Raw genomic sequence first — 20,801 nt, forward strand, 5'->3', positions numbered from 1 at the left:
GATATCCCATTGGCATTCAAGGCACGGCGTCTCAGCCGAACAACCTGGCCTGCTGCATCCCGAACCATCACGCTTGGGAAAGCGCGACAAAATTCGGTAAGGCCAATTCCAGATTGCGAGTAGCCATTGCATAGCTCAACGCTATGGACATAGCGCGGAATTGGCAAGCGGTCGGGGGCATGGGTGACGAACTACAAGGCCCATCGCGATTCGAATATCGACCTGTTACGCGCCATCGCAATTCTGATGGTGCTGACATACCACATCATTTGGTGGTCGCCCCTTTTCCCACTCTGGTTCAAGATGCTGTCGGTCCCGGGCGCCACTGGCGTCGACCTGTTCTTCATCCTGTCCGGCTTTCTGGTGGGATCGATCTACTGGCGCGAGGAACGTGACGCCGGCGAAGTAAGACTTATGCGATTCCTCAAGCGTCGGTGGCTGCGCACGATTCCGCCCTATCTGGTGGCGTTAGCTCTTTCCTGGTTCGCGGTCAGCATCGTGCGCCAGACCAAATTTGACTGGGCTTATCTGCTGTTTCTTCAGAACTTTCGGATTGAAATGCCGTTCTTTGCCGTCAGTTGGTCTCTGTGTGTTGAAGAACATTTCTATCTCATCGTACCGCTCACACTCTCACTAACACGCCGGTTTCGTGTCGTGCGACCGGGCCTGCTGGTGATCGGCATCGTCGCACCGCCATTGTTCCGGCTTGCCTATGTCAGCCAGGGCATAAATCCGACATTTGGTTTCTACCAAACCGCGACACATCTGCATTTCGAAGGCTTATCGCTGGGCATGGCTCTCGCTTGGTTGAACATCTTTCATCCAGCGTATTGGGACAGGGCCCACCGCGCGGCGCTGTGGGCGATCATTCCACTTGCTACGATTAGCATCGCCGGAGCCCTCTGGTCGCGCGAGGCCAGCTATGTCGTCTCAAGCACCACCGTCGCCGCCTTGTTCGGCGCGGTCTTGCTCGCAGTGGCAGGGCGCCGATCGATTATGGGCGGGATGCTGGAAGCCCCTGTTCGCGCAATCGCCCTGTCATCGTACAGCGTCTATCTGATCCATACACTGGTCATCCATGCCGGCGACATGTTGCAAAGCAGGGTGCCGCTCTTGACCGACGGGGCGATGTTGCTGTTCTGGCCCGCATCCATCGCAGCATGTGGCTATCTCTTCTACATCACGGTCGAGCGACTTTCGATTAGCATTCGCGACCGCATCGCGCCGAGTAAGTTTGGCGGTGGAGCCCTGGCACAGCAGGCGAGCGACGCCGGCGCGCCCATCGCTCGAGAGCTGGATCATCAGGGCGCCGCGACATAAACAAGAGCGCGCTGACCAAGATCGGCGCCGTTAGATTGCAGGCGAGAGAGCCGCCTGTATAAGGCCGCGATGGACAATGCCGGTTCGAAGTTGCGCGCTCCACCTCAGGCCGGTCATTTTCATGATCTCGACGGCATGCGAGGCATTCTGGCCATCGTAGTAATGCTTTTCCATATGGGGTCGGATGGCATACTCAAAGCTGTAAGCGCAGGATATTTTCAGCGAAGCCTTGCGCCACTTTGTGTGGATTTCTTCTTCATTCTTAGTGGCTTCGTTCTTTTTCTATCTTTTGCAAAACGCCAACCGACATTCTCGGAATATATGATCAAGCGGGTTCGCCGGCTGATGCCACTTCTGATCCTGACGACCGCGCTAGCACTTTGCGTGAGACCCGAGCATTTCGCCATTCTGGAAACAGTAGCAAACTTTGCCGGAGTCGCGTCGATTCTGGGGTTTCGGTCGATCAACAGCCCCGCTTGGAGCGTGCCGTTCGAATTGTTTGTGCCGCTTGCCATGCTGGTTCTCCTTGATCCCCTCACCAGGTTTTCGAACCGGCGAATCGTCATACTCCTAGTGCTGCTAATCCTTGGCGGGTGTGTTGTATCGATCGTTCAGGCGAACGGCCCCGACTGGAGACATGCGCGGGCAATCTTCGGCCTTGGCAGCGGCATGGCCCTGGCGCGGCTGACCCAGTCATTGCCGCCAAGGCAGGCAATGCCGTGGACCGTTCTCTCACTGTTCGCCTTCGCGATCGTGATCATGGAGATCGCGCCAACTTGGCCAGCGATTGCCGCTCTGTTCTATCCCATTTCCGCATTGTGCATCTATCTCGGCTCTCGCACGCAAACCCTCCTGTCGACCGCTGTGTTTCAGGCCTTTGGTCGATGGTCGTATTCCATTTACTTGCTGCACTTACCCGTTCTCATCGCCATCATCGCATGGAGCGGGTGGGGAAGCGGGTCGGCGCAAACAAAGGCGCTGGCAATCGGCCTGACAATCCTCCTTTCGGCCCTGAGTTACCGATATATCGAGCTGCCGTTCATGCAGCGGCGCACGTCGGCCAGCACTGGAACCGCAGATGCTTCGTTGCGCGCCCCGCTATCTCCTGATTCCGGTAATTAGGGAGCCAAGCGCATTTTCTCGTTTCATCTTGGCAATGCTGTTTCCAGCGCTATGGGTTGCCCAGGGCAGACCTAGGGGCAGCAGGAATAATGATCGTTCTCGGCATCAATCATAGTGCGTATCACGATTCGTCTGCCGCAATCGTCAGGGACGGCATCCCGCTCTTCGCGATAGCAGAAGAGCGGTTGAGCAAGGTCAAGCATGACGCTGCCTTTCCGACCTTGGCGATCAAAGCATGCCTCGACCATGTAGGCATCACTATCACCGAAATTGATCAGATCGTGCTGGGCTGGCAACCGTACGGCCAGATTATCAAGCGGACCGTGAGCAACGTCCTGTCCCGCAAAGAACCGATGCCGCTCAAGTCGCTGCCTGGGTATGTCGCCAGAAATACATTGGCGGATTATCAACGTAGTAGCGAACGAATGATGCGACGCCATTTCGGTGGAAAGTTCGTCGCTCCTCGTCGCATCGATCATCACTACGCGCATGCACTGAGCGCCTATGTTCCATCGGGGATGGAAGAAGCGACCGTCGTGGTGATCGACGGTCGTGGCGCTTGGGAAGCGTCGAGTATCTGGCACGGCAAAGGCAATCGGCTGGATCACGTCGAAACTGTGAAATGGCCTAATTCCCTTGGGCTTTTCTACGCAACCTTCACCGGTTTCCTCGGATTCGAAAAATATGCCGACGAATGGAAGGTCATGGGCCTCGCGCCTTACGGCACGCCCGGTGCTGTCGACCTCTCTCCATTCGTGTCTTATGCGAATGGTCAGTATCAGGTCCGCTCCGACCTGCTCATGCTTCATGAGGGCGGCAGGGAATATGCTGGCGTTGAACGTTTCCTCGGACCGGCGCGCAATCCTGATGCCGAACTGACACAGGCCGATCGCGACCTAGCCTGGGCGGTGCAGGACATGTGCGAACGCGTCGAGTGCGATTTCATCACCAAGGCAATCGAACGCACGGGCTGTCGGAATCTCTGCATCGCAGGCGGTGTTGGTCTCAATTCCAAAGCGAACGGCCTATTCCTGCAAAAGCGGCTTTGCGACGAAATCTTCGTCCAGCCTGCGGCCGGTGATGACGGCGTTGCCCTAGGCGCAGCCCTGGCACCATCTTTCGAGGGGGGCGTACGTGAGATGAAGCAAATGTCGGCGTATCTTGGGCCGAGCTTCACTCCCGATCAGGTCAGAGCCGAACTTATCAAGTTCAAGCTGCCGTTCCGCGAAGTCGAATCGCCAGCCAAGGCGGCCGCCGAATTGCTCGCAAAAGGCGCTTTGGTTGGTTGGTTTCAGGGGCGCGAGGAATTCGGGCCGCGCGCACTTGGCCACAGGTCGATCATTGCCGATCCGAAGCCGATTGAAAATCGAGACCGGGTCAACAATGCCGTCAAATTTCGCGAGGAATGGCGGCCATTCGCGCCATCCGTCCTCGAGGCGCACTGCGACGGATTGTTTGAGAGCTATCAGGACAGCCCGTTCATGATTCTGACTTTTCCGGCCAAGCCACTCGCGCTGGAGAAATTGGCGGCAGCGATCCATGTCGATGGCAGCGCGCGCGTGCAAACGGTGCGTGAAGGCCGAAACGATGTGTACTTCGATATGATCACTGAATTCTACGCGCTGACCGGAACGCCTGGCGTGATGAACACCAGCTTCAATCTGAAAGGTGAAGTGATCGTCAACACCCCATTCGATGCCGTCCGCACATTCTACACCTCTGGGCTAGATGCGCTGGTTATCGAGAACTTCGTGGTTGAAAAGGGCGTTTGATCAAGCGCGTTAAATCCGGGCTGGCGCGCATACTTCCGTCGCCGCGCCTGCTCCTCCAGATAATCGAACAGTCGTTTGCGACCATAGTGGTGCAAGCGCTGGGCGCCATTACTACGCTGTCTTTCGTCCACCTTCTGCCGGAGCACGAATACGCGCTATTCGGACTGTGCATCGTCAGTCTTAATTTTATCGTCATCAGCAGCGACCTGGGCCTCGGTGCATCGATGCAATTCTTTTGGCGAGAGGCGGTGCGTGGCGGCGTTGCCTTTCCAGTGCGCTATCGCGCCATCCTACAGCTTCGTACCTGGTTCTTCGGGCTGTCGTCGCTAGCGGGCTTGTCGATCCTCGGCGTTATGATAGCGCGCCATGGCGGCACGATCCCAACGATAGCAACCTTGCTTGGCCTCGTCGCCGTAACGGGCTGGCTACAGGTCAGGAGCGGGATGATCGTATCGCTCGCGCGCCTCGGCTTGCAGTTGCGGCGCGCCTACTCGGCCGAACTCGCCGGTTCTTTGGCCCGCGCCGCGCTTGCTGGCGTGGGGTTCCTACTCCTGGTTCGCGGCGCCTGGTTTCCCCTGGCCACTATGGGTGCAACGACGCTTCTCACTATTTTCATCGCCCGACGGGGCGTCGACCGATCAATGTTCCTCGTCAAAGGCGCACCATCCGAAATGAAGCCCGTGCTTGGCTATGTGCTGAGCACGATGTTGGGCACGGTCATTTTCGCGACACAAGATATATTGGTCTATTCGCTGGCATCGCTGCAGGGAAGTTCGCAGGTGATCGCGCAGACCTTTGCGCTTGGCCGCCTCGCCGCCATATTTGTCGTTATCAGCAGCGTGATGGCAAACGTCGTCATCCCACGTATCGCCAATCTCGGCAGCGACGGCCATGCGATCCGCAACGGGTTGCTGCCGCCTGCAATCGTTGGCGCGGGCTGCCTGATGTTGACCCTATTGGCAGCGGCCTTTTCGGATCAGGCATTGTTCCTGCTCGGAAAGGCCTATGCCGGTCTCCATCACGAGCTCATCCTCGCACTTTCTGCAGCCTCGCTCTCTCTCGTCGCGCAGATGCTCGGTCGCTTTAACCGCGCCATGGGTTGGGTGAAAATCGAGACGATGATCTATCTAATACACGTCGTCGCGATCGTTGGTGTCGGTCTGTCTTCCAGCTTCACAAGTACTCGAGCGGTCCTGACGTTTAATCTTATACTTTCGATATTTTCGTTTGTCGAGATGCTGTTCATTACATGTGTGGGGCTCCGATCTCTAAAGATGCATCCAAAAATGCCACTTGCTTAGTCGGATTCCTTATTGCTCTTTAACTAATCTGTGCTGACCGACCAACCCTTGCCTTGAAGGTTTGCCTTTGCAGTTACTCCGGCGCCGCTCGGGGGCGAGCTAGCGTAAACTCCGACCAGATATTGCGCGATATTGATTGAGCCACCACTCTTCCCATTCGTATCTAGCGCGACTAAACGGGCATTCACTTGCGCGACGCTCAAGCCCGAAGCCGCGTGATTATACATTATGAGATTCGGAGTAAGCGTCAGGTCAAGATTTGCAGCAATTGCGGGGCTGCGCGCGATAGATAGACCCGTCAGGCCACTGAGCTTTGCCAATAGCGTGTTGCTCAACGTCGCTGCGGTGAAGTTCGCAAAGGGACCAAGACCAATTGTTCGCATCTTGGCACCCGAGAGCCGGTATAGGTCGGCGTCCGTGACAACTATGCCGCTAACAGTCTCATTGGTGCCATTGATGTTCAGGCCGCTTAGGGGAAATCCGTCGTCGATCACCGAGACCGCCGAAATCCTAGCATTAGCTGTAAAGGCGTTAATCATCAGCGTCGCCCCTGTTGAGTTGTGGACATAGAGAAAAACCTCTTTCGAATTGTTGTTGGGGAAAGCCCACGCCAGAGACTGCGCCCCATCTACTCGATTAATTCCACTAGTGTCGTACCATGTCGCCGCATATGGCGTCGTTGGATCGTTAAAAACGCTAATATTGAACGCTCCGCTAGCAATTGTAGTCAATGCTATGCGATACCAATTATTAACCGGAGGCAAATGAGATAGTAAGTCGGCATATTTTTTACCGTCTGGAGCAGAATACATGCCGCTAGAGCGAGTGAACGGCAGGCCATTCATTGCCATTTCTGCACCGAGTAGATTGTATCCAGCCTGATCATAATGCAATGAGTCACTGAAATATCCCAAACCTGAGAAGGTTTGCGCTAATGTTGAACCAATTTTCATCCAACTTGAGAATTGATCATCGCTAGCAACCGCTACCTGCGACGCCCTGATTCTTGCAGATGCGACCGCGTTGCTGCCCGATTGATTGGTACCGAGACTTTCCGTCAGCCACCACATATCGGGAAAGTCTGATTTCACTCGCGAAGCGAGATGCCGCAGCGCTGCCTCATGCGCAGCCTGGGAACAGTTACCCAACGCATCCTGCTCACCCTGTGAGTGATACACGACCTTCTTTGCGACGGTGAAACCAAGACGGGCGATTTCTCGCAATGCCAATTGCATGTGAGAGCGGATATAATTGTCGTATAGATTTGCTGGGTCTGATAAATCCCAAGTACCTCCCGACAGAGCACAAATATCGGATGTTCCTGTCAGGGTCGTTTTATATGCAGACACCATCGATGAACCACCGATCGCGCAATCCACAAATATTACCGTACCGCCGCCGCCTGCAGCCCAGGTTTGAGCGAATGCTGATTGCGGACCACCGAAAATACGACCGAGACGGTTGGGGCCGAGTGGCAGCACGGCACCAAAACCGCCGTTATTATAATAATATTCGTAACCATAACCTGCATCAAGTGGCGTAGTTACTGAATAGTTCGTTGAGTATCCATCACCATTTGATTGACCGATTGTAAACACCACGGTAGCCGACTCGAATCCTGTACCTATATTTGCTTGCTGGATATACCGCGAGGGCCATAACCCCGCTTTTTTCGGCCCATACTGTCGGCCAGAGCTCGTATCGATATAAGTTGCTCCGTCTGGGCCTCCTGTCACGATATCAGGAGCCCCTCGACCGTAAATGATCGGCGTAATCGAAGCATTGACGGTAGCGGCGGCCGCCACTGCTATTGCGGCTTGCATAGTAGCTTCCGTTGCAGCCGCGGGTGCTGCAATGATCGCAGCAATGTTAGCAGCAGCCACGTCGATTCCTGCTACATGAGGTGCCACTGCCGAGATTGCCATTGCATGCGGCGCAATCTGCGCAACTTGAGCTGCTACACCCGCTACATCACCTACGGTATTTGGACCTATGATATCTGTGGCGACCGTTGCGATTGAGGGTAAGCGGGGCGCTATTGCGGCTATCTCTTCAACATGAGGGGCGACAATAGCGATTGAAGCGGCATGCGCGGCAACGGTGGAGATATCGTTGCCCGCAATTAGGTTATTGCCCACAGCAACAATCGACACCACGTCCGATAGAGGGACTTCAAGCCCCTCCTCGCCCCGCGGCACCTTCAACGCCCGGCTCGCCTTATCCTCGGTAACCAGTGCCTTGACCGATGCCCTACGATTGATCTTGTTGACCGTATCGAGATTATACGCGCCCTCATTCTCGAACTCGCTGGTCTGGAGATAGTCGGGTGCAGACAGGAGCATCACCTGTGCGCCGGCGGCGGGGGGCGTGGCGAAGCTTATCGTGCCGCCGGTGGCGTTGAATTCCACGGTATAGAGCAGCGACGAGATGGCGACGTCGTCGACCTCGACCGCGATATCGGTTGCACCGACGATCGAGAAATTGAAGCTGAATTGGGTCTGTGTTCCGTTCGCCGTATAGGGTCCGGTGTACACGGTCGGGCTGATTGCTGGCACGCTTGCTGCCTCCTGTTGATAGGAGTGCGTAACCGCGGCGAAAGATAAGTTGAATCGACGGGGCGAGCGGATTTCCGGGGCAACCAGGGGTAAGCCGCTGGATTTGCGGCGAGCGCTCCGCTAGGCGCAGCGCTCATTGGTCCTGGCACTTGGATAATCGGATGAAGCCCAGTTTCTGGCAACGTTTCGGCACCGCGATCGTGCTCGGCAGCCTGCTCCTGCTGTTTGTCGGCCTGATGATCTATGGCAATGCCACGGAGGAAATCCAGCAGGGCAACGACAAGCCAATGGGGGTCGTTCAGCGCTAGGCCGTGGAGGCAGGCGTTGGTGCGCCGATGATCCTGTCATTTGCGCATCCGGCAGGATGCGGCGCCAGGGGCCGAAATGACCTCTCAAGGTCTCATCGGCCCATTTGATCCATCCGACCCGGCGTTCAACTTCCTGAAATATCCTGCTCTATTTTCAACAGCACCAGCACATGGCCTCGAAGGTGCGCAGGTTGGAAAAGTAGCCGCTGCTCTATCGTAGCTCGAAGAATCCCTGACCGGACAAAAGCCCGCCATTGATCTGAATCAAATACCTTCCGCGAGATAATTTTCTTCTGACCTTTTCGTCGAATTCCTTTGGAGTCGTCAGAATCTCAATACCAGACCTACAATCACCCATGCGGGTGGCATTTAAAGCTATATTCCAAACAAGGTCTTTTTCCGTCCTCAATGAGATATCAGCCCCGACCTTATAAACCGAAACCGAATTTATACAGACCTTTCCCTTTTCCTCATCGTCAAATCTCGCCTGAATCTTCCCCCCAACCTGTTCAACAATCAAATCTTTCGACCTGTTGCAGCCGGAAACGGACATGGCCGCCACCATAACGGTGGCCGTCAGAAACGATTTTGACTTAATTGCCATAGATTCCCGATCCTTTGGCGTGGGCTTTCAGTTGCTGGGCCGTAACCTGATATGGCTTTCCGTTTGGCATGTACACGGGCAGCACGCCAAGCTCCATGAACACGGCATAATCTCCTGCAATCTGGCTCTGCGCCTCCAAAGTGGCACTCTCATAGTTTTTTCCAGTATGTGCGAAATAATTATACGCCCCGTCTTCGCCGTAAACGGCGCTTTCGCGGCCGATACGGCCAAAAACGGGGAGCATGCCATATCGCTGGTACTGACGGACATGGTTCAATTCATGAATCAATGTCCTGATGCCCTTCGCGCTCGCCGCCAGATCGGGTGAGTATTCGCCGGAATCGAGGTAGACGGTATTCCCGATCGTGATCGCGGGATGGCCCCGGCTGAACGCGACGGCCGCGATGGCGCTCCCTCCGCTCCCCCGGACAATGCGGACAGATTTCAGATCCAGCCCAACCGGCAGCGCCCTTTGGATCAGACCGATCTCGCTTTGCTGCAAGCTGCGCTCCGGCGCCGCCCTCGCCTTGTATCCCGAACGGATCGCGACTCTGTCGTTGAGTGTGTTCAGGAACGCCTGATCGGCATGGTCATAAGCCCCGTTCGCCATGGCCTGATGCATTACCCATGTCGCTTCCTCCACGTCCTGAGTGGTTATCACGCCTTTGGAAAGTAGCGATTTGGCGGCGAGTTGTGTGGGGCGAGACTGTGCGGTCGGGATGCCGAAATCGCGCTGGAAGATTCGATCGACGACCTGGTCGGCCGCAGCATGCGTCGCCATGCCCGGCGCGGCTCCGTCCTGATCCGGGAGAAGCAGATTCTGCTCGTCGCCGGTCGGATCGCTGCGGCGGGCGGCTTCCCAAACCCGCTGATGCATCAATGCGCCGATGGCGGGCGGATCACTGCGCCAACCCTGCTGCACATGGCTCATCGCGGCATATTCGTCCGGCGTCATCCGAGCGCGGTCGAGCCGCAAGTCGCGTTTGGCGAATGCCTGTCGATCCGTCGCCGCGAGAATGGCCAGTTCATGTGCTGTCTCGCCATGCGGCTCGATGCGCCCGGGCGTGGCATTCACCCCGACCTGGCGCTTCAGCGCATCAAGTGTCTCGATATCGAGTCCGCGGAGCACCTCCGGCGACAGCTGCGATACCGAAATGAACGCATCGCCCAGATCGTCGACCTGTACGAACGCCGCATCGCGCGCGGCATGCTGTTCCTGTTCGATCCGGCGCTCGTTCCGCGTCGCGCGCGCGCCGGCATCCGTCCGCGCCGAACGCTTCACCGCATCGGGCAGATCCTGTTGTTCGATATGGCCGTAGATCGCGGGCAGATCGACGGTGCGCGGCGCATAGGGCGAAGCCAGCCCGTCATGCGCGCCGTCAACCAGATTCCCATAGCCATCGATCACCGCGGCTCCCTGCCGTTCCAGCAACGGTCCGCGCAGGCTGTCCTCGATCGCTGAGCGATCCTGTGGCGTCATCTCCGCGCTATGGCGATGGTAATAGCTCTCAGCCATGATCGCATCGCCGACGGTCAGTCCGTCGATCGCCCGTTTGTGGATGCCGGAGACATAATGCTGTTCGGCCGCCAGCTTGACCGTCGGATCCCATCGCTGAACCGCCGCGCGATCATCGATCGCCTTCAGACCCGTCGCGACATGATCGGCGAACAGCGGCGTACCGATATGGTCGAGCGCATTGCGCGCACTGGCCGCCATCAACTGTTCGGCCTGCTGTTCCTGCCAGACACGTTTTTCCGCATCGGCGTGGTCCTGAACCCCGGCAATATCCTGGCCGACACGCTGCCCGATCACGTGATCGAACAGCGCGCGAATATGTGGCTGCAGCGTCTTGCCGATTTCATCGGGAATCTGGCGAAGTGTCGCGCTGATCCCATCGGCGGCATCCACCGCAACCTGCCCCGCCTGCGCATAGAATGCCGCGCCGCCATCGCGCAGCAAGGCACGCGCCCTTGCATCATAGGCGTTGTAGCTCTGCTTGAGCGCCGCATCCTCCGCCGCGGCGCGATCGCGTTGGCGCTGTTCCGCGCGGATCAGCTGGTCGCCGGCGACACCGCCCAGCGCCCTGCCCAGCGTCTCCATACCGGCACCGGCCGCCTGCAGGCCGCTGCCGCCATAGTCGCCGGGGCGAAGTTTTTCATCGGTAACGCCGGCAAGGCCGACGCGGTTCTGCTCGATTGGGACTGTTGGCATATCCGCTGACTAAGCGGGTCTTGCGGCATGTTGAATCGGGCACCCCCGACAAGCTATCCCCCGGCAGGGGTTTTGAGCTTCTTGACGCGCATGTTCGTCTCGACCGCTTGCGACGCACCGCTCAGGGCCGTGCCCAGTGCATCGAACCCTGCATTGATCAGCGCGCCACTTGCCTTGGCACGATTGGCGGCGGCATCCGACCGGGCGTTGAAGGCGCTGATGTCGAAGCCGCGGGTACGCTGGTTGCCGCCCTTGTAGATCTGGGCGATGTCCTCCGCGCCGGTCATCGCGGTGTCCTTCTGGATATCGGCGGCGCTGCCGAAATTCAGGTCGACGCCATTCGCCGCGAGCGCCGCTTCCTGCGCGCCCTTCATCCGCGCGAGTTCGCGATAGCGCGCCCGCGCCTCGAGGTTGGTGTTGTCGATCGAATCCCTCGCCTGTTCATTGGCGAGGCGGTTATTCTGGTCGGCGATCTGCGCCTGGTAGCGATATTGCTGCGCCTGGCCGATGCCGGATACGACCTTGCCGCCGGCGGCGACCGCGGTCGCGGCAATGGTCAGACTGACGGGATCGCACATCGATGTTGCTCCAATTCGAAAGAGAAAAATTCCGTCCCGGCGTGCACGATTCTTTCCTTGGCAAGGGCAAAGCCCATGCGTGTCAGGAACCGGATCGCGCGGCTGTTCCGGCACGCGACTAGGTTGGTCAGGCGCGGTGTTGAATCGAGCATGGCGGCAATGACGTGCGGCGCGATGCGCAGCATCGCACGCGGCCGAGCATAGATCATGTCCGAGCCGAGCATCCAGGGTCGCCCCTCGCCGCACAACGCATTGGTCACGACCAGTCCGAACATCGCTTCGGCCCGGCCATCGACGAACACCGTCAGGCAGAATGAGGAGGTGACGATCCCCTCGCGCAAGGCCTGTTTCGGGCCATGACCAAGGGCCGCGCATTCGATCCGGTCGTCGTCGCGCATGCGGTGCGCGATCGGGCCGATATGCGCCGGCGAGGCGGGGCGGAATTCAATCCCCGGATGGAGCGCCCCGCCTTCCCCGCAACCGCGCGAAGAGACGAACGGGATCATTCGGAAACACTGGGATCGAGATAGATCGCGCTGACCGTCATCGGCAGCGGATCGTCCGACCGCACCACCACCCTGGCGCCGCCATTGAGGTCGGGCCGTAAATAGGTCTCGAGCAATCCGGTCTGCAGCGCATTGGCCTGCCCCGGCCTTTCGCGCGTCCGGCCGCGTAGCGGCTCCAGCGTCGCATCGGTGGGCCCTGTCTTCAGCCCGCGACTGTCGATCACACGGATCACCGCCTTGGCCTGGCTCTGCACCTTGGCGACAGTCCAGCCGCCCTGCCCCTGGACTGCGAGCGGCAAGGTTTCGATCGTCGCGGAATATGGCAGGCCCGCCGTCACCTTGGTCGCCTTGAACGGCAGGGTCACGACACCGCCGGTCACGGTCAGGCCTGACACGACATTGCCATCGGCCAGCGCCGAAATGGCCTTGCCCTCGAGATGGTCGAGATTGCGCAGCACCGTCGCCGGCGTCTCGAACTGATAGGTGACCGCGCTATCGAGGAAGCAGCAATCCTCGACCTCGGCCCAGCGCGTCGCCGCAATCCGCTCGATCAGCAATTTCCCATTGCGCCTGACCGTCAGATACAGCCGGTCCTCGGCCCCTTCCGATACCACGCATACGCTTTCGACCAGCCCGTCGGTCTCGCACAACGTCCATCCCCACACCTGCTGTTCCTGTTCCCAGGTGAAGCAGAGCAATTTCCCGTCATTGCGCACCGCCCAGACGATCGACCGCGGTTCCTGCGCATAGGCCCAGGCCCTGATGTCGAAACCGCGGAACAGATGCGGCGAGAAGATCGTCACATCGTTGGAATCGATCGAGTCGGTCTGGAACTGATAGCCGAGCGTGCGCACGCCATTGCCGACGCTGGTCTGGTAGAAGCAGACGCTATCCACCACCAGCGGCGACAGGCGTGACGATCCACGCCCATTCTGCCGCCGCACGACGAAGTCGGTCGCGCTGATATAGCCGCTCTGGCCGCCCTCGATCTTGAAGATCGAATCCGATGTCAGCGCGAGCAGGCTGTTCATCGATACCAGCTGATTGACTGCATTGACCCGCCCGGCGACCAGCGCGAAGGACAGCGCGTCGGAGGCTTTCAACGGCCGCGAGATGTCCATATTCTCGAAGCTGCCCGATCGCGATCCATAGACCGCATTGGGATGGTTGCTGGTCCGACCCCATAACAGCCGCTGGTCGATAAAGGTTACGGTGGAGGGCCAGTTGCCCTTGAGTTCGAACGGGTTTTGGCTGACTGGCGGACCATCGGAATAGTCCGGCCCGATATTGTCGTCGGTAAAATTCAGCGATGTGGTCGTACCGATATAGCCATATTCCTGCGTGTTATCGGCCTTGAACACGCGGTAGCGCGACGCGCCCGTTGCCCCAATCCAACTGAGCGAATTATAGTTGCGCTTCAGGGTCAGGTCGTTGCTCGTCGTGACGGATGTGGACGGACGACTTTCAACGCCTGAAACATCGTTCACCGCAGTAACGACATAGGTTGCCGGTTGCGCGAAATAGCCATCGCCGCTGGTTACCGAATTGTCCGTTACCCGGGTGACCCCCAGACCAGTCGGCTTGGGCAATGTCGGCTCGAAGGCAATGCTCGAAAAGGTCCAGTCGGCGTGATTGGTGCGCACCAATTTGGTCGGCGCATGGTCGAGATGCGCCAGATACATGGTATCGGCCGACTGCTCGAAATCGATCTCGGCCAGTTCATTGCCATTATAGGGCGATCCGGTGCGATAAATGCGCGCGACGCTCATTGGTATGAATTTTCCTTGAAATTGTGCGACAGCACGCCGGCGGAGACATAGGTCTGCGCGTCAGCAACCGTGATGCGCGCAACCAGTGCCTCGCCATCGGGCGCGCCGATCTCGTCCATCCGCACCCAGCGGTCGTGCCAGAAACGATGTCCGGCGGTGGCGCGCGGATGCCCCTCGGCACGCCATACCGGTGCGGTGTGGAACGAGATCGCGGTGACCGGATAGCTGCCCCATTCCAGCGTCCGCGCGTGGCGCGTGCGCAGCAGGTCGCCGATATGCACCAGATGCGCTTCCTTCTCGCGGCCATCGGCCATCAGGATCATCGTATCGACGGTGACGCAGTGCCCACCGAACCCGCCGCCGCCACCGACATCGGGCGGCGGAGGCGGTGGTGATGGCGGAGGCACAGCTGGCGGCGGCGGCGGCGGCGCAGGTGGCGAAACTCGCGTCGTGCCGCCCGTGTCGGAGTTCGGAACGAACGGCGTGAAACCGGTCGAATCGACATCGATGGTAAAGCTGTGGAGAGCCACGGCCAGCACGCGCGCGACACGGCCGTTCAGTTCGGTCATGCTTTCGATGCCGGAGAAATAGACCTGATCGCCAACGGCATAGCTGTGATAATCGGCCTCGATCACCGTGGTCGTGCCAAGTGTGATCGCCTTGATGGTGAGCTTTTCCTCAATCACCAATCCGCCATTCGCGGCGGGGCGCATATAGCCCTGCCCCATTTCCAGCGCGTAGGTCTGGGTCAGCGAGAATTGAAACGGGAACAGCCGTACCGCCGCGGGCATGGTTGCGAAGATGCTGGTTGGCCCAACTGCCGGAGTCTGGGCCGGGCTGACGATATAGGTGCCGGCCTTGCCGTTGCCTGTGCCGTAGCCGGTGATGATCGTCCCGGTGGCAATGCCCGTTCCGGTGATCGTCTGCCCGACGGCAAGGCCGCCCGATGTGACATCGCCATCGGCCGCGACGGTCAGCACAGCGCCCATGATGCTTCCGGTGAAGCGCGCCTCGCTGGTATCGGCGTAGACCTGCGCGACCAGCCTTGTGCCCGGTCGCTTGGTGACGCCGCCATATTTGAGGATCGTGACATTGCGCGCACGGCGCAGTCCGACCTGATAGGCGGCGACATCGACGCGCGCGAGCAGGTCTTCGCTGATCTCGCCCTTGCTGAAATTGGGCTGGCCGGTACGCATCGCCATCAGACGCCCACCAGCCGCGCGGCGGTCACTTCATCGGCAAACGGCATATCATGCTGCGGCTGGCGGTTGCGGTCATCGGCGATCGCGCGCTGCGCCGCGACTTCGGCCTGTTGCAGCAATTGCCCCCTGGACTCGCGGCTGTCGCGCACCGGCACGGCGAGCCGCGCAGCCAGCGCGAAGGCCAGCGCGTCGACAAACATCGCCGGCATCACCGCTTCGGCAATGATGTTGGTGGAGTATTCGAGCACGGCGCCAGGAACCTGCGCATAGAGGATGCCCGCCTCGACGATGAACGGCTGACTGCCGCCCAGTGCCATTGCCCCCACCGGTGGCACGAGCCGCTTGGCCGTGGCAAGGTCGGCGGGCAGGCCATAGGCAAAGGCCCATTCGTCGGACCGTGGGTTGAGCGTCAGCGCGGCAAGCATCACGATCTTCGTCGCAAAGCTCCACTCATGCCGTTCGAGCAGCACCGTCAGGCATTGCGGATAATAGCGCGCGCATTCTCGCGCTTCGATGCTGTGCTCATCGATGTCGACAATAGGCGGCGCACGAAGCTCGCCCAGGGCGAGATTACAGATGGTGATGCTGATGGTCATACAGGTGGGTTAGCGGCGGTGGCGCAGGGTTTGAATCGGCGCAAGACTCGCAGGCGCCACCGTTCTAAGAGGTGCCATAATTCCAAGAGGTAATGTGAAAGCCGAGATACCCGATCGCCAGATTCGCGCGCTGTATGATGATGACGCGATCCGGGTCTATCAGGCCTATAATGACGCGATCGCCGATACGGCACTGGCGCACGGCACTTTTGTATCGCCACCGTTCAAGCTGGAACGGATGACCTGGATAAAACCGTCATTCCTGTGGATGATGTATCGCTCGGGCTGGGCGAGCAAAGATCGCGATCAGTACCGGGTATTGGCGATCGACATCAGCCACGCGGGTTTCAACTGGGCGCTCGACAACAGCTGCCCGAGCAAGCCTCCACCATCGATGAGCGAACAGGATTGGGACCGGCTCAAGGCCAACTCCCCGGTGCGCATCCAATGGGATCCGGAACGCGATCTCGCATTGCAACCTTTACCCCATCGCGCGATCCAGATCGGACTCGGCGGGGTGACCGTTGCCCATTATGTCAACGACTGGATCAGGCGGATTACGGATGTGACGGGCTTGGCGCATGCGATCCACGATCTTGTGACGAACGGCAAGACAGCGGAAGCGCGCGCCCTGCTACCGGTCGAGCGGCCCTATCCCGAGGGCTGATCGGATTGTCGCAGGAACCCACAGCCCTCGCTCGAATCAGACCGCACAGGCTCAAAATCTATTTCGATGGTGGCTGCCGGCCCAACCCCGGCGCAATCGAGATCGCCGTCGTGGCCCGCGGGCATACGTACATCTCGCGCGGCCATGGATATGGCACAAGCAGCGACGCCGAGTGGCTCGCGCTGATCCAGGCTGTTCGGATCGCGCTCTCACTGGAGGAGCCCGACTTCGTGCTGATCGGCGATTCCGCGACGGTCGTGAACCAGGCCAACGGGCTGTGGAAATGCCGCGGTGCCGATCTCCAGGGGCATTTGCAGGTTTTCCGCGATCTCACGCGCTCCATCGGCAAGGTGCCGATCCGCCACGTGAAGCGATCGCAGAATCTCGCCGGCATTGCGCTTGCCAGGGCCCACTGAACGGCTCGCCGCGACCTGCACAATTTCTGCATGGCAATTCCCCGGTATTTCCACGCCACCCGGAACACCCGACGATATCGCTCCGCCACAGCGGCATGACCAAAGCCGTCAGGAGCGTCGCCATGTCCTACCGCACCCCCGTCAGTTCATCACCCGGTCCGCTGGCGTTGATCATCGGCACGATCTTCCCGGCGCTGGTCATACTGATCGAGTTGCTCACCGGCCTGTGCGCCAACGCTTTTTTCGATCCGATGCCGACGCTCGCTCATGTCCTGCTGGTGGCAAGCGTTCCGCTGATCAATTTCTTCCTGTGGCGCGCGGCGCAACGCGAGGAGGCACCGAAGGCGGCGTTGATCATATTGGGCGGCGCGGCGATGAGCATTGCGGCGGGCTATGCGCTGGTCTTCCTGCCGATTCTGCCGATCGCACTGGTGGCGATCATCTTCTTCGGTTTCGGCCTGCTGCCCTTCGCGCCGCTGGGATCGCTGATCGTCGCGATCCGGCTGACCAATCGCCTGACCGACTGGATCGAGCATAGCGGACGGCGCATCGCAGCCGGCGTCATGATCGGGATCGCCGCGCTAGTTGCGGTCGATGTGCCCGCCACTGCAACCTATCTCGCGGTCGGCTGGTGGCACGGCGACCCAACCAGCCAGCAGCGCGCCGCAACGACGATGCGCCTGATTGGCGATCGTGACATCCTGTTCCGGCTCGGCAGCGGCGATACCGGCCGGGCACCGGGCATTTTGAGTTTCATTGCCTCGGGCTGGCAGTCGGGCGGCTTCGGCGCACCGCAGGATTCCTCCACGGCCGCGCGCGAGCTCTATTACCGTGTCACCGGCACCCCATTCAACGCGGTCGATCCATCCATTGTCAGGGCCGCTGCGCGCCGTAACGGGATGTTCGACTGGGATGCAGATCAGGGCGGCACATCGGTCGGCGGACGGATCGACGATCTGGCGCTGACCGGGTCGCGGATCGATGGATCGATCAGCAGTGCGGACAGTCTTGCCTATCTCGAATGGACCGGTACCGTCTCCAACCGCGGCGACCAACAGCGCGAGGCACGGCTGACCCTGGCGCTGCCCGAAGGTGCCGTCGCGTCGCGCGCCACCCTATGGATCAATGGCGAACCGCGTGAAGCGAGCATTGGCGGACGAGCAGAAACACGCGCCGCTTACACTGCGGTCGTTCAGCGCAGCCGCGACCCGCTGCTGGTGACCACCGACGGGGCTGGACGACTGCTCGTCCAGGCCTTCCCGATCGGGCCCAATGCCTCGATGCAATTCCGCATTGGCCTGTCGGCGCCGCTGATCATCGCCCGCGATGGATCGCGCAGCATATCGCTACCGGCGATCGTCGAGCGCAATTTCAACATAGCCGCCGATCAGCCGCACAATGTGTGGGTCGAGGGCGACAGCCCGATCGCCACAACTGCGGCACTCAGGCCTTCGATCCTGGAGGGCAAGGCCGGCGTGACGGGCACGATCTCCGATGCCGATTATGCGCGTGCGCGACCGCAACTGCATATCACACCCATCACCAGCCCAAGCCTGCGCAGTGGCACGATACCCGCCGCTGGCAAGCAGCCCGCCATCATCGTCACACAGCGGATCGAACGCGTGGCAGCAACAAGCCCCGGCGCGCTGGCGATCGTCGTCGACGGATCGGTCGGCAACAAGAGTGCGGCCGACGCGCTCGCCACCACGCTCGATACGCTGCCACGCGGCTTGCCCGTGTCGCTGCGCATCGCGGCGGAGCGGCCGGCAACGGTCCCACTTGCGCCATGGAGCTCGGCACAGCGCGACCTGGTGCAAAAGGCACTGTCCGATAACGGCTTTGCGGGCGGGCAGGACAATATTCCTGCGGTTAGCGACGCGATCGCCGAAACATCCGCCGCGAACGCGAAATTGTTATGGATCCACGGCCCGCAACCGGTGAAATTCGACCGTTCCAGCGCACGACTCGATCAGATGCTTGAGCGTTCGACCGCTTTGCCGCGCCTGGTGCGCTATCAGGCGACTGCGGGTGCCGCCATCACCGAGGAAGGTCAGCCCTGGTTCGAAACCGCGCGCTTTGTTTCACCGACGGCCGATCCGGCGCGCGACCTGCGCGGCTTGCTCGAGGATATCGCGCAAAGCGGCACGATCTGGCGCGTCACACGCACAGCCGAGGCGGCAGGCACGGCTCCATCGGGATCAATCCATATCGCGCGGCTCTGGGCCGCCAGCGAGGCGACCCAAGCACTGAACGGCAAGGAGGCACCGCGCAAGGCCGCGATCCTGCTCGCACGACAGGCCAATGTCGTCACTCCGATCAGCGGCGCGGTCGTGCTGGAAGCCGATGCCAACTATAAGGAAAACGGGCTGGCCATCCCCGATCCGGAGGCCGTCCCGACCATTCCCGAGCCGCATGAATGGGCGCTGCTGGCCATCATCGCGGCATTCCTTGCCTGGCTGTGGCGCCGCCATCGCCCATTCGGCTCGACGTTCACACAGGCGCTTGCTTGATGCATCCGGGTCTCGCCCTGGCGCTGGCCATACTGGCCTTTTGGGATGCCGGTCGCCTGCTTGCCGGACGGCTCGGCGAGGGACTGACCTGGCTTCCGCTCGCAATGGTTGCAGCAGCACTCATCTGGCCGATGGTGCGCAAGCTTCGCGATGGTCAGGCCAGTGCCGTCTCGCCGATGCTGTTATGCGCCATCTTCGCTGGCTATGGTCTCGCCGCACTGACCATGCCGCCATTGATCCGGATGAGCATCGCCGTGGTCGGTCTGGTGCTGATCCTGCGCCAGGCGGCGGGCAACGACTTCCCGGCTGCCCCGGCGTTCGGGCTTGGCCTGCTCGCACTCCCGGTGCTGCCGAGCCTCGAATTCTTCCTCGCTTATCCATTGCGGCTCGTCTCGGCGATGCTCACAGCCGCACTGCTGCGGCTCGGCGGGATCAATGTCGGGGTGGACGGTGTCGCGCTCGACTGGAACGGTGACCGGCTGTTGTTCGACGCCGCCTGTGCCGGGGTGAAGATGCTCTGGGCGGCGCTATTGCTGGTCAGCGCGATTGCGTTGACCGCGCGCTTCACGCCTTCACGCTATGCGCACGCCATTGGCCTGGCGATCGTGCTGACCATCGCGGCCAACGCGCTGCGCGCGGCAAGCCTGTTCTATGTCGAGAATGGTTTCGTGCCGCGATTGAACGGGTCGTTCGCGCATGAAGCAGTAGGAATCGCGGCCTTCATCATGGCCGCCGGTGCGCTGGTGGCGATGGTTGCACCGCGAGCGAGGAAATTGGCATGAACGTCGACCGCTTCGGGCCGCACTCTTCCCGACCTATCCGGAGATCAGCGACAATTGGGCTAGCCGTCCTGCTCGCTCTTGCCGCGGCCGCCCTGCCCCTGGCTGCGACAACAGGATCGCCTTCGCCACTCATCACCTCTCCTTGGCCAACCCGTTTCGAAGGACGCCCGATCAGCCGCATTCCCGCCACTGCCACGGACAAAGCGCTGGCGGGCGACTTTCCCGGTGAGATCGCGCGCTTCAGCGATGGACACCGCCAGATCGTGCTGCGCCGCCTCTCCGCCGCGACCCGCAAACTCCATCCGGCCAGCGATTGTTTTCGCGCGATCGGCTATTCGGTCGAGCCGGTCGCGATGCGCATCGCCCCCGACGGCAAACCCGCCGCCTGCTTCACCGCGACACGCGACGGTCATACCCTGCTGGCTTGCGAACAGGTCCGCGGCATACAGGCCGGGGAAGCCTGGCCCGATATTTCGTCCTGGTATTGGGCGGCGCTGCTCGGCCGGTCGACGGGTCCCTGGACCGCGTCGCTTACCGTCGAGCAAGCGTCGTTGACGACCGCTACCCCGGAGTGACACGGT

At 60.3% G+C, this 20,801-nt stretch carries 18 protein-coding genes; 10 read left to right on the forward strand and 8 right to left on the reverse strand.

The features are described 5' to 3' along the window. Positions 1 to 183: 183 nt before the first annotated feature. From H3Z74_RS16170 to H3Z74_RS16185, 4 genes are all read left to right on the forward strand, one after another. Complete coding sequence (locus H3Z74_RS16170; protein WP_187760609.1) at positions 184 to 1,320, forward strand: acyltransferase family protein; 1,137 nt, start codon at positions 184 to 186, stop codon at positions 1,318 to 1,320. Positions 1,321 to 1,389: 69 nt separating this feature from the next. Next, positions 1,390 to 2,442, forward strand: coding sequence for an acyltransferase family protein (locus tag H3Z74_RS16175; protein ID WP_187760610.1), 1,053 nt, complete (start codon positions 1,390 to 1,392; stop codon positions 2,440 to 2,442). A gap of 89 nt (positions 2,443 to 2,531) precedes the next feature. Then, complete coding sequence (locus H3Z74_RS16180; RefSeq protein ID WP_187760611.1) at positions 2,532 to 4,214, forward strand: carbamoyltransferase family protein; 1,683 nt, start codon at positions 2,532 to 2,534, stop codon at positions 4,212 to 4,214. Next, positions 4,211 to 5,515 (forward strand): hypothetical protein, encoded by a 1,305-nt coding sequence (locus H3Z74_RS16185; protein ID WP_187760612.1) that lies wholly within the window; start codon positions 4,211 to 4,213, stop codon positions 5,513 to 5,515. The genes H3Z74_RS16180 and H3Z74_RS16185 overlap by 4 nt, the downstream gene beginning before the upstream one ends. 23 nt (positions 5,516 to 5,538) lie before the next feature. Here H3Z74_RS16185 and H3Z74_RS16190 read toward each other — a convergent pair whose 3' ends face one another. Then, the gene (locus H3Z74_RS16190; protein WP_187760613.1) at positions 5,539 to 8,070 is read right to left on the reverse strand and encodes a sialate O-acetylesterase; all 2,532 of its coding nucleotides are present in this window, start codon (positions 8,068 to 8,070) and stop codon (positions 5,539 to 5,541) included. Positions 8,071 to 8,231: 161 nt separating this feature from the next. Between H3Z74_RS16190 and H3Z74_RS16195 the strand changes: the two genes are divergently transcribed. Continuing rightward, positions 8,232 to 8,378, forward strand: coding sequence for a hypothetical protein (locus tag H3Z74_RS16195; protein ID WP_187760614.1), 147 nt, complete (start codon positions 8,232 to 8,234; stop codon positions 8,376 to 8,378). A 211-nt stretch (positions 8,379 to 8,589) separates the two neighbouring features. On the opposite strand, the gene H3Z74_RS16200 is transcribed toward H3Z74_RS16195, so the two are convergent. From H3Z74_RS16200 to H3Z74_RS16230, 7 genes are all read right to left on the reverse strand, one after another. After that, positions 8,590 to 8,982: a hypothetical protein gene (locus H3Z74_RS16200; RefSeq protein ID WP_187760615.1), complete on the reverse strand. Its 393-nt coding sequence runs from the start codon at positions 8,980 to 8,982 to the stop codon at positions 8,590 to 8,592. Further along, entirely contained in the window at positions 8,972 to 11,194 is a 2,223-nt protein-coding gene (locus H3Z74_RS16205) for an eCIS core domain-containing protein (RefSeq protein ID WP_187760616.1), read from the reverse strand. The genes H3Z74_RS16200 and H3Z74_RS16205 overlap by 11 nt, the downstream gene beginning before the upstream one ends. A 53-nt stretch (positions 11,195 to 11,247) precedes the next feature. Next, positions 11,248 to 11,772, reverse strand: a complete 525-nt coding sequence (locus H3Z74_RS16210) for a hypothetical protein (RefSeq protein ID WP_187760617.1) — start codon at positions 11,770 to 11,772, stop codon at positions 11,248 to 11,250. Beyond that, complete coding sequence (locus H3Z74_RS16215; RefSeq protein ID WP_187760618.1) at positions 11,751 to 12,170, reverse strand: hypothetical protein; 420 nt, start codon at positions 12,168 to 12,170, stop codon at positions 11,751 to 11,753. The genes H3Z74_RS16210 and H3Z74_RS16215 overlap by 22 nt, the downstream gene beginning before the upstream one ends. Before the next feature lie 104 nt (positions 12,171 to 12,274). Then, complete coding sequence (locus H3Z74_RS16220; RefSeq protein ID WP_187760619.1) at positions 12,275 to 14,047, reverse strand: phage tail protein; 1,773 nt, start codon at positions 14,045 to 14,047, stop codon at positions 12,275 to 12,277. Next, positions 14,044 to 15,249, reverse strand: a complete 1,206-nt coding sequence (locus H3Z74_RS16225; protein WP_187760620.1) for a ubiquitin-activating E1 FCCH domain-containing protein — start codon at positions 15,247 to 15,249, stop codon at positions 14,044 to 14,046. Before H3Z74_RS16225 ends, H3Z74_RS16220 begins: the two co-directional genes overlap by 4 nt. After that, positions 15,249 to 15,845 (reverse strand): hypothetical protein, encoded by a 597-nt coding sequence (locus H3Z74_RS16230; protein ID WP_187760621.1) that lies wholly within the window; start codon positions 15,843 to 15,845, stop codon positions 15,249 to 15,251. The genes H3Z74_RS16225 and H3Z74_RS16230 overlap by 1 nt, the downstream gene beginning before the upstream one ends. Before the next feature lie 94 nt (positions 15,846 to 15,939). Here H3Z74_RS16230 and H3Z74_RS16235 point away from each other — a divergent pair, with 94 nt between their 5' ends. The 5 genes from H3Z74_RS16235 (at position 15,940) to H3Z74_RS16255 (ending at position 20,795) form a co-directional block, all read left to right on the forward strand. After that, complete coding sequence (locus H3Z74_RS16235; RefSeq protein WP_187760622.1) at positions 15,940 to 16,512, forward strand: DUF4291 domain-containing protein; 573 nt, start codon at positions 15,940 to 15,942, stop codon at positions 16,510 to 16,512. Between the two features lie 5 nt (positions 16,513 to 16,517). Further along, positions 16,518 to 16,928, forward strand: coding sequence for a reverse transcriptase-like protein (locus tag H3Z74_RS16240; protein ID WP_229726628.1), 411 nt, complete (start codon positions 16,518 to 16,520; stop codon positions 16,926 to 16,928). 122 nt (positions 16,929 to 17,050) lie between these two features. Then, entirely contained in the window at positions 17,051 to 19,438 is a 2,388-nt protein-coding gene (locus H3Z74_RS16245) for a VIT domain-containing protein (RefSeq protein WP_187760623.1), read from the forward strand. Then, positions 19,438 to 20,220: an archaeosortase/exosortase family protein gene (locus H3Z74_RS16250; RefSeq protein ID WP_187760624.1), complete on the forward strand. Its 783-nt coding sequence runs from the start codon at positions 19,438 to 19,440 to the stop codon at positions 20,218 to 20,220. The genes H3Z74_RS16245 and H3Z74_RS16250 overlap by 1 nt, the downstream gene beginning before the upstream one ends. 263 nt (positions 20,221 to 20,483) lie before the next feature. Next, on the forward strand, positions 20,484 to 20,795 hold the full coding sequence (locus H3Z74_RS16255; protein ID WP_187760625.1) for a hypothetical protein: 312 nt from the start codon (positions 20,484 to 20,486) through the stop codon (positions 20,793 to 20,795). Positions 20,796 to 20,801 lie beyond the last annotated feature (6 nt).

It is taken from the genome of Sphingomonas alpina, assembly GCF_014490665.1.
GTDB classification, from domain to species: Bacteria; Pseudomonadota; Alphaproteobacteria; order Sphingomonadales; family Sphingomonadaceae; genus Sphingomonas; species Sphingomonas alpina.

Bases quoted from the DNA above. Each gene is read 5' to 3' on its own strand.
- H3Z74_RS16250 (WP_187760624.1), top strand. From the start codon at position 19,438: ATGCATCCGGGTCTCGCCCTGGCGCTGGCCATACTGGCCTTTTGGGAT.
- H3Z74_RS16245 (WP_187760623.1), top strand. From the start codon at position 17,051: ATGTCCTACCGCACCCCCGTCAGTTCATCACCCGGTCCGCTGGCGTTG.
- H3Z74_RS16210 (WP_187760617.1), bottom strand. From the start codon at position 11,772: ATGTGCGATCCCGTCAGTCTGACCATTGCCGCGACCGCGGTCGCCGCC.
- H3Z74_RS16195 (WP_187760614.1), top strand. From the start codon at position 8,232: ATGAAGCCCAGTTTCTGGCAACGTTTCGGCACCGCGATCGTGCTCGGC.
- H3Z74_RS16200 (WP_187760615.1), bottom strand. From the start codon at position 8,982: ATGGCAATTAAGTCAAAATCGTTTCTGACGGCCACCGTTATGGTGGCG.
- H3Z74_RS16225 (WP_187760620.1), bottom strand. From the start codon at position 15,249: ATGGCGATGCGTACCGGCCAGCCCAATTTCAGCAAGGGCGAGATCAGC.
- H3Z74_RS16180 (WP_187760611.1), top strand. From the start codon at position 2,532: ATGATCGTTCTCGGCATCAATCATAGTGCGTATCACGATTCGTCTGCC.
- H3Z74_RS16215 (WP_187760618.1), bottom strand. From the start codon at position 12,170: ATGCGCGACGACGACCGGATCGAATGCGCGGCCCTTGGTCATGGCCCG.
- H3Z74_RS16220 (WP_187760619.1), bottom strand. From the start codon at position 14,047: ATGAGCGTCGCGCGCATTTATCGCACCGGATCGCCCTATAATGGCAAT.
- H3Z74_RS16230 (WP_187760621.1), bottom strand. From the start codon at position 15,845: ATGACCATCAGCATCACCATCTGTAATCTCGCCCTGGGCGAGCTTCGT.
- H3Z74_RS16175 (WP_187760610.1), top strand. From the start codon at position 1,390: ATGGACAATGCCGGTTCGAAGTTGCGCGCTCCACCTCAGGCCGGTCAT.
- H3Z74_RS16205 (WP_187760616.1), bottom strand. From the start codon at position 11,194: ATGCCAACAGTCCCAATCGAGCAGAACCGCGTCGGCCTTGCCGGCGTT.